Source organism: Streptomyces sp. NPDC088246, from assembly GCF_044741025.1.
Classification (GTDB): Bacteria; Actinomycetota; Actinomycetes; order Streptomycetales; family Streptomycetaceae; genus Streptomyces.
In genome coordinates this window covers 1-8056 of record NZ_JBIURV010000117.1, presented here as the reverse complement: position 1 = coordinate 8056, position 8056 = coordinate 1, and the positions used below count along the sequence as shown (strand labels likewise).

At 71.2% G+C, this 8056-nt stretch carries 2 protein-coding genes; both read right to left on the bottom strand.

Annotated elements, in window-relative coordinates; all coding sequences use genetic code 11:
• Positions 1 to 7190: type I polyketide synthase (locus ACIPEK_RS45845; RefSeq protein ID WP_402008781.1), on the bottom strand; the 7190-nt coding region annotated here is incomplete at its 3' end.
• Positions 7191 to 7356: 166 nt separating this feature from the next.
• A partial coding sequence (locus ACIPEK_RS45840; RefSeq protein ID WP_402008779.1) for an acyl carrier protein occupies positions 7357 to 8056 on the bottom strand: 700 nt, incomplete at its 5' end.

Below are 8056 nucleotides of genomic sequence, written 5' to 3'. Positions count from 1 at the left end.
TCTGAACCCTCCTGAGCGAAGAGCACATCCTTCAGGGGATGATCCAGCAGAGGGTCCAGGTATCCGCACACCTCGTCCAGGGCTGCCGCGAACACCGGAAAAGCTGCGGCGAGTTCGCGTCCCATACCGGGGCGTTGGGCGCCTTGTCCGGTGAACAGGAAGGCGGTCCTGCCGCTGGTGCGGGCGACTGCGCGGACGAGTTCGGTGGCGGGGGTGTCTTGGCTCAGGGCGCGCAGCCCGGTGCTGAGTTCTGCCGGGTCGGTGCCGGTGATGACGGCGCGGTGTTCCAGGTGTGCGCGGGTGGCGGCCAGGGCGTAGCCGATGTCGGCCGGGGCGGGGGCGTCGGTGCGTTCCAGGAGGTTGAGCAGGCCGACTGCCTGGGCGCGCAGCGCGTCCGGGCTGGCGCCGGACACCGGCCAGAGCACCGGCCCGGTGGTGTCACTGCGCTTCGGCCCGGCCGTCTCGGCCGGTGCCGGTGCCTGTTCCAGGATCACGTGCGCGTTCGTACCACTGATCCCGAACGACGACACCGCTGCTCGGCGGGGCTCTTCACCAGTCCAGGCCACCGCCTCGGTGAGTAGTTCCACCTGTCCGGACGTCCAGTCCACCTTCGATGACGGCTCGTCCACGTGCAGGGTCTTGGGCAGTACGCCGTTGCGCATCGCCATGACCATCTTGATGACTCCGGCCACGCCCGCGGCGGCTTGGGTGTGTCCCAGGTTCGACTTGACGGAGCCGAGCCGCAGGGGGCTTTCGGCGGGGCGGTTCTGGCCGTAGGTGGCGAGGAGTGCTTGTGCCTCGATGGGGTCGCCGAGGACGGTGCCGGTGCCGTGTGCTTCGACGGCGTGGATGTCGGTGGGGTTGAGGCGGGCGTTGTGGAGGGCTTGGTGGATGACGCGTTGTTGTGAGGGGCCGTTGGGTGCGGTGAGGCCGTTGCTTGCACCGTCCTGGTTGACCGCACTGCCTCGTACGACTGCCAGTACGTGGTGTCCGTTGCGCTGGGCGTCGGAGAGCCGCTCCACCAGCAGCATGCCGACACCCTCGGAGAGGCTCGTGCCGTCCGCCGCTCCGGCGAACGCCTTTGTCCTGCCGTCCGGTGCCAGATTTCGCGCCCTGCTGAAGTCGATGAACGTCTCCGGCGTGAACATCACCGAGACCCCGCCGGTGAGGGCGAGCGAGCATTCGCCGTTGCGCAGCGCCTGCACCGCGAGGTGCAGTGCGACCAGCGACGATGAGCACGCCGTGTCGACGCTTACCGCGGGGCCTTCGAGGCCGAGGGTGTAGGAGATGCGGCCGGAGGCGACGCTGCCGAGGCTGCCGTTGCCGAGGTAGGTGTCGACGCCTTCGGGGAGTGGGGAGTTGCCGAGGCGGGAGGCGTAGTCGTGGTACATGATGCCGGCGAAGACGCCGGTGCGGCTGCCGCGCAGGGTGTGGGGGTCGAGTCCGGCGCGTTCGAGTGCCTCCCAGGATGCTTCCAGGAGCAGGCGTTGCTGGGGGTCGGTGGCCAGTGCTTCGCGGGGGGAGATGCCGAAGAACTCGGCGTCGAAGTCCGCCGCGTCGTAGAGGAAACCGCCTTCGTGCGAGTGACTGGTGTTCGCCCGCAGCCCGCTGGTGTCGCAGATCTCCTCGATGTTCCAGCCGCGGTCTTCGGGAAAGGGTGAAATGCCGTCGCGTCCTTCGGCGAGCAACTCCCAAAGATCTTCGGGAGAGTTGACGCTGCCGGGGAAGCGGCAGCTCATGCCGACGATGGCGATGGGCTCGTCGGGGGCCGCGCCCGGGGTGACGACCGGGCCGGTGTTCTGGGGCTCGTCGGCGCCGATCAGTTCGGTGCGGAGGTACTCCGCCAGGGCGACCGGTGTGGGGTGGTCGAAGACAAGGGTGACCGGCAGCCGGATTCCGGCCGCCGTGCCGAGACGGTTGCGCAGTGCCACAGCGGCGAGCGAGTCGAATCCCAGGTCCTTGAACGCACGGTCCGGGTCGACGGCGTCGCCGCTCTCATGACCGAGAATGCCGGCGACCTGAGTACGTACCAGATCCAGCAGCAGGCGGTCGCGTTCGGGCACGGACATCCGGAGGAGCTGGTGGGCCAGCGTGTCGCCGCTGTCCGCACCCGCGGACGCGACGGAGCGCCGGGTCACGGGGCGTACCAGAGAGCTCAGCAGCGGTGGCAGGTCGCCGGGGCGTTCGCGCAGCGCCTTGAGGTCCAGCCGGATCGGCAGCAGGACAGGCGTCCCGCTGGACACGGCGGTGTCGAAGAGAGCGAGGCCTTCGTCTTCGGACAGGCCGCGCACGCCGGACTTCGCCATCTGCTCGACGTCTGCCGTCGTCAGATGGGTGGTCATGTTGGTGTTCTGGGTCCAGAGTCCCCAGGCGAGGGAGTGTGCGGGTTGGTTTTGGGTGTGGCGGTGGGTGGCGAGGGCGTCGAGGAAGGCGTTGGCGGCGGCGTAGTTGGCTTGTCCTGCGCCGTCGAGGGTGGCGGCTGCGCTGGAGTAGAGGATGAAGTGGGTGAGGTTGAGGTGTTGGGTGGTGTGGTGGAGGTGCCAGGCGGCGTCTGCTTTGGGGGTGAGGGTGGTGTTGAGGTGGTGGGGGGTTTGGTTGGTGAGGGTGGCGTCGTTGAGGGTTCCTGCGGTGTGGATGATGCCTTTGAGGTGGGGGGTGTTGTTGATGAGTTGGGTGAGTTGGGTGGGGTTGCTGACGTCGCAGGTGGTGAGGGTGATGTGGGCGCCGAGTTGGGTGAGGTGTTGGGTGAGTTGGGTGGCGTTTGGTGCGTGGGGTCCTTGTCGGCTGGCGAGGGTGAGGTTTTTGATGTGGTGGTGGGTGATGAGGTGTGCGGCGATGAGGGTGGCGAGTCCGCCGGTGCCGCCGGTGATGAGGAGGGTGTCTTCGGGGCCCCAGTCCTCGAAACCGGTGAGGGCGGGGGTGGTTGAGGTGTCGGGGTGGGGTGTGGTGGCTCGTACGAGGCGGGGTACGTAGGTTTCGCCGTTGCGCAGGGCCAGTTCCGGCTCACCACCCGACACCACCGCGGCGGCGAGCTGCCGCGCGGACTCCGGCGTGCCGTCCGAATCGACCAGGACGAAGCAGTCCGGCGTCTCGGCCTGTGCGGCGCGCACCAGACCCCACACCGACGCACCGACGACGTCCACCGGCAGCCCCTCGGGGCCTGCGGCGCCCTGGGTGACCACGGCCAGCCGGGAAGAGACCGGCCGGTCCTCGGCCGACCACTGCTGCAGTGCGGCCAGCACGGTGCCGAGCACTTCGCGCAGTCGCTGCGGCACCTGCTCCGCGTCCGTGACGTCGACCGGCGGGCAGGGGAGAACCAGCACCTCCGGTGCCGGCCCGTCCGGCCCGTCGGTGCGCGTTGCGTCGCCGGCCGGCAGTAGCGTGGCGGACACGGCAGAGTCTGCGGCTTCGTCGTCGGACAGGAGAGCCCAGGGCACCGCGCGTGCCGATGCCGCTTCGCCCGCCTTCGCCGCCGCCTGCCACTCCACATGGAACAGGGAGTCGCGGTGCGGTGCCGGGGTGGCCGACAGCCCGCCGAGCGCGACCGGACGCAGTATCAGCGCGTCGACGGATGCGACCGGCGCTCCCGTCGCGTCCGCCAGACGCAGACTCACCGCGTCGTCGCCGGCCGGGGAGACCCGTACCCGCAGTGCGGCCGCGCCCACGACTCGCAGGCTCACGCCGCTCCAGCTGAAGGGCAGCCGGATCTGTCCGTCGGAGGTGCCGGAAGAAGTGTCGAACGGGCCGAGGCCCGCGGCGTGCAGGGCCGCGTCAAGCAGCGCCGGGTGCAGTCCGAACCTGGCGGCCTCGGCGCGGGCGTCCTCGGGCAGGGCGATTTCCGCGAACACCTCGTCGCCGTGCTGCCAGGCGGCGCGCAGCCCCTGGAAGGCAGGACCGTAGCCGTAGCCCTGGTCGGCGAGCCGCTCGTACAGGTCCGTCACGTCCAGTGCGGTGGCGCCTTCGGGCGGCCAGACGGCCGACGTGTCGGCGGCCGCGCTCGCATCCGGCGCCGTCTCGGACACGAGGAAGCCGCTGGCGTGCCCCGTCCATGCCGTCTCGGTGCCGTCGGTGTTCTCCGCTCCGGGGGCGGTCAGCGGGCGCGAGTGCACGGCGACCGGTCGCCGTCCGGTCGCGTCCGGCACGCCCACGAACACCTGGAGCTGGACGCCGCCCTTCTCGGGCAGCAACAGCGGTGCGGTCAGGGCGAGTTCGTCGACCCGGCCGCAGCCGACCTGGTCACCGGCGCGTACGGCGAGCTCCACGAGCGCGGTGCCGGGGAGCAGTACCGTGCCGCCGGCCGCGTGGTCGGCCAGCCACGGGTGGGAGTCGAGGCCGATCCGGCCGGTCAGGAGCGCACCGTCCGCGTTGGCCAGCCCCACCACCGCGCCCAGCAGCGGATGGTCAGCGGCGTCGAGCCCGGCCGAGGTCACATCCGCACCGCCCGCGTCCGGTCGCGGCCAGTACGGCCGGCGCTGGAACGGGTAGGTGGGCAGGTCGACCCACGCCGGGGCGTACGGCGTGAACGACGACTCCCAGTCCACGGCCACGCCCTGCACCCAGGCCTCGCCGAGCGAGAGCAGGAAACGGTCCATGCCGCCCTCATGCCTGCGCAGCGAACCGATGGCAGCGGTGGGCCGCCCGGCCGCCTCGCCGGTCTCCTGGATGCCCATGGACAGCACCGGGTGCGGGCTGGCCTCGACGAAGACGCCGTGGCCGTCGGCGAGCAGGGCCCGGGTGGTCTCCTCGAAGCGCACCGTCTGCCGCAGATTGCGGTACCAGTACGAGGCGTCGAGCTCGCTGGTGTCGATCAGCGACGCGGTCACCGTCGAGTAGAACGGGATGCGCGAGGGGCGGGGCGTGATGTCCGCCAGTACTTCCAGCAACTCCTGCTCGATGGACTCCACATGGGCGGAGTGCGAGGCGTAGTCGACCGGGATCCTGCGCGCCCAGATGTCCTCGGCCTGGAGCTCGGCGAGGAGCTCGTCCAGTGCGTCGGAGTCACCGGAGACGGCGACCGAACCGGCGCCGTTGATCGCGGCGACGGACAGCCGGCCGTCCCAGCGGCGCAGCCGCTCGGCGACCTGCTCGGCGGGGGAGGACACCGACATCATGCCGCCGGGGCCGGTCAGCCGGCGGGCGATGGCCTGGCTGCGCAGCGTCACCACGCGGGCGGCGTCTTCGAGGGAGAGGGCGCCCGCGACGCAGGCCGCGGCGATCTCGCCCTGCGAATGGCCCACCACGGCGGTGGGCTTCACACCGTTGGCGTGCCACAGTTCGGCCAGCGAGACCATCACGGAGAACAGCACCGGCTGGACCACGTCGACGCGTTCGAGGGTGGGCGCGTCAGGTTCGCCCCGCAGTACGGCGAGCAGGTCCCAGTCGACGTAGGGGCTGAAGGCGTCCGCGCAGGCACGTATCCGCTCGGCGAACACCGGTGCCCGGTCCAGCAGTTCCAGGGCCATGCCGGCCCACTGCGAACCCTGCCCGGGGAAGACGAACGCGACCTTGGCCCGGCCGGCGGCGGTGCCTCTCGCCAGGTTGTCCGGGGTGTCGCCGTCGGCGGTGCACCGCAGCCCCACCAGCAGGCTGTCCCGGCCGTCGGCGACCAGCACGGCCCGGTGCTCCAGCGCGGCACGGGTGGTCGCCAGGGAGTACCCGAGGTCTGCGGGGCGCAGTCCGAGGTTGGCCGCGACCCGCTCGGCGAGCCGGTCGGCCTGGGCGCGCAGCGCCGCTGCGCTCTTCGCGGTGATGAGGTAGGGCAGCGCGGCCGAGGTGTCCGGCGCGGCCGCCGCGGGTGCTTCGGCTTCGGGCGCCTGCTCAATGATGACGTGCGCGTTGGTGCCGCTGAGGCCGAAGGAGGAAACCCCCGCGCGGCGGGGGCGGTCGCGCTGCCACGGCACCGGCTCGGTGAGCAGCTTCACCGCGCCGTCCTCCCAGTCCACCTTGGCGGACGGAGCATCCACGTGCAGGGTCCTGGGCAGTACGCCGTGCCGCAGCGCCATCACCGACTTGATCACCCCGGCCACGCCTGCGGCGGCCTGGGTATGCCCGATGTTCGACTTGACCGAGCCCAGCCACAGCGGGTTGTCGGCCGGACGCCCCTTGCCGTACGTCGCCATCAGGGCCTGTGCCTCGATGGGATCGCCGAGCACGGTGCCGGTGCCGTGCGCCTCCACGACGTCGACGTCCCCGGTGGACAGACCGGCGTCGGCCAGGGCCTGGCGGATCACCCGCTGCTGCGAAGGGCCGTTCGGGGCGGTGAGGCCGTTGCTGGCACCGTCCTGGTTCAGCGCGGAGCCGCGTACCACCGCGAGGATGCGGCGGCCGTTGCGGCGCGCGTCGGACAGCTTCTCCAGTACGAGCATGCCTGCGCCCTCGCCCCAGCCCGTACCGGCGGCGGCGTCGGCGAAGGACCGGCAGCGGCCGTCGAGGGCCAGCCCGCGCTGCCGGCTGAACTCCACGAACGTACGGGCCGTGGACATCACGGTGACGCCGCCGGCCAGGGCCAGCGAGCAGGTGCCCTGGCGCAGCGCCTGCACGGCCAGGTGGAGCGCCACCAGCGAGGACGAGCATGCCGTGTCGATCGATACGGCGGGCCCCTCCAGACCGAGGGTGTAGGAGATCCGTCCTGACACGATGCTGCCGTCGGTGCCGGTGACCAGGAATCCTTCGGCACCCTCGGGCACCGTGCCCACCCGTACCGGGTAGTCGGTGGCCATGACGCCTGCGTACACCCCGGTCCGGCTGCCCGTCAGGCTGTGTGGATCGATCCCGGCCCGCTCGAACGCCTCCCAGGCGACTTCGAGCAGCAGTCGTTGCTGGGGGTCCGTGGCGGTCGCCTCGTGCGGGCTCATCCCGAAGAACGCCGGGTCGAACTCCGGCGCCCGGTGCAGGAATCCGCCCTGCCCGGTGTAGCTGGTGTGCGGCCGTACGCCGTCCGGGTCGTACACCCCGTCGAGGTCCCAGCCCCGGTTGTCCGGGAACCCGGTGATCGCGTCGGTGCCCGAGTCGACGAGCGACCACAGGTCCTCCGGAGACTCCACCCCTCCCGGGAAGCGGCAGCTCATGCCCACGATCGCCACCGGCTCCGCAGCGGCGGCCGTGGCCTCGTCATAGCGCCGACGCAGCCGCTCGTTCTCCAGCAGCGATGTGCGCAGCGCCTCTGCGATCTTCTGGACAGGTGTATCCACGGTCGTCACTCGCACTCCTCGGTCGCTCGTGTCACTTGAGTCGCTTCGCCCGGACGGTGCTCCGTCCCCTCGTCCGGACAGTGCCCCGTCCCCGTCGACCCCGGTGGAACCGGAGACGACGGGGACGGCAGGGACGGCGGAACTGGCGGGGCCGGAGCCCGCGCGGTCACTCAGGCTGTTCGGAGTCGCTGCGCTCGAACGCCTCGCGTACGAGGTCGTCGATGTCCATCGCCAGGATCGCGTCGCTCTGGTCGCCGTCGCTCGGGTCGCCTTCGGCCTCGGCATTCCGGTGCGCCGCTTCCGCACTCTGTGCCGGGAGCCCGGACGGGGCCAGCGCCAGCAGCGCGTCCAGCAGGCCGGCTTCCCTGATACGGGCCAGCGGCACCGAGCCGAGCACCCGGCGCAGCGTGTCCTCGTCCTCGTTGTCCTCGTTCCCGTCCGCTGCGGCCACCTGCTGCTGCGCCCGGATCTCCTCGATCTCCGGCAGCAGTTCCTCCAGCAGGTACCTCGCCAGGGTCTGGGGCGTCGGGTAGTCGAAGACCAGCGTGGCGGACAGGCGCTGACCGGTGGTCTTCTTCAGCCTGTTGCGCAGCTCCACCGCGGTGAGCGAGTCGAATCCGGACTCCTGGAACGACCGCGCCGGGTCGAGCGACGAGGCGTCGGCGTACCCGAGCACCGCGGCCACCTCGACGCAGATCATGTCCTCCAGCAGGAGGCGGCGCTCGTCGTCGGCGAGCGGTGCCAGCCGATGCTCCAGCGAGGAGGGATCAACGGTGGTGGTGTGGGTGGTGGTGTGTGCGGTGGGGCGGGTGGGTGTTGTGGGGTGGAGGGTGTGGAGGAGGTGTTGGGTGGGGTGGTGGGGGTTG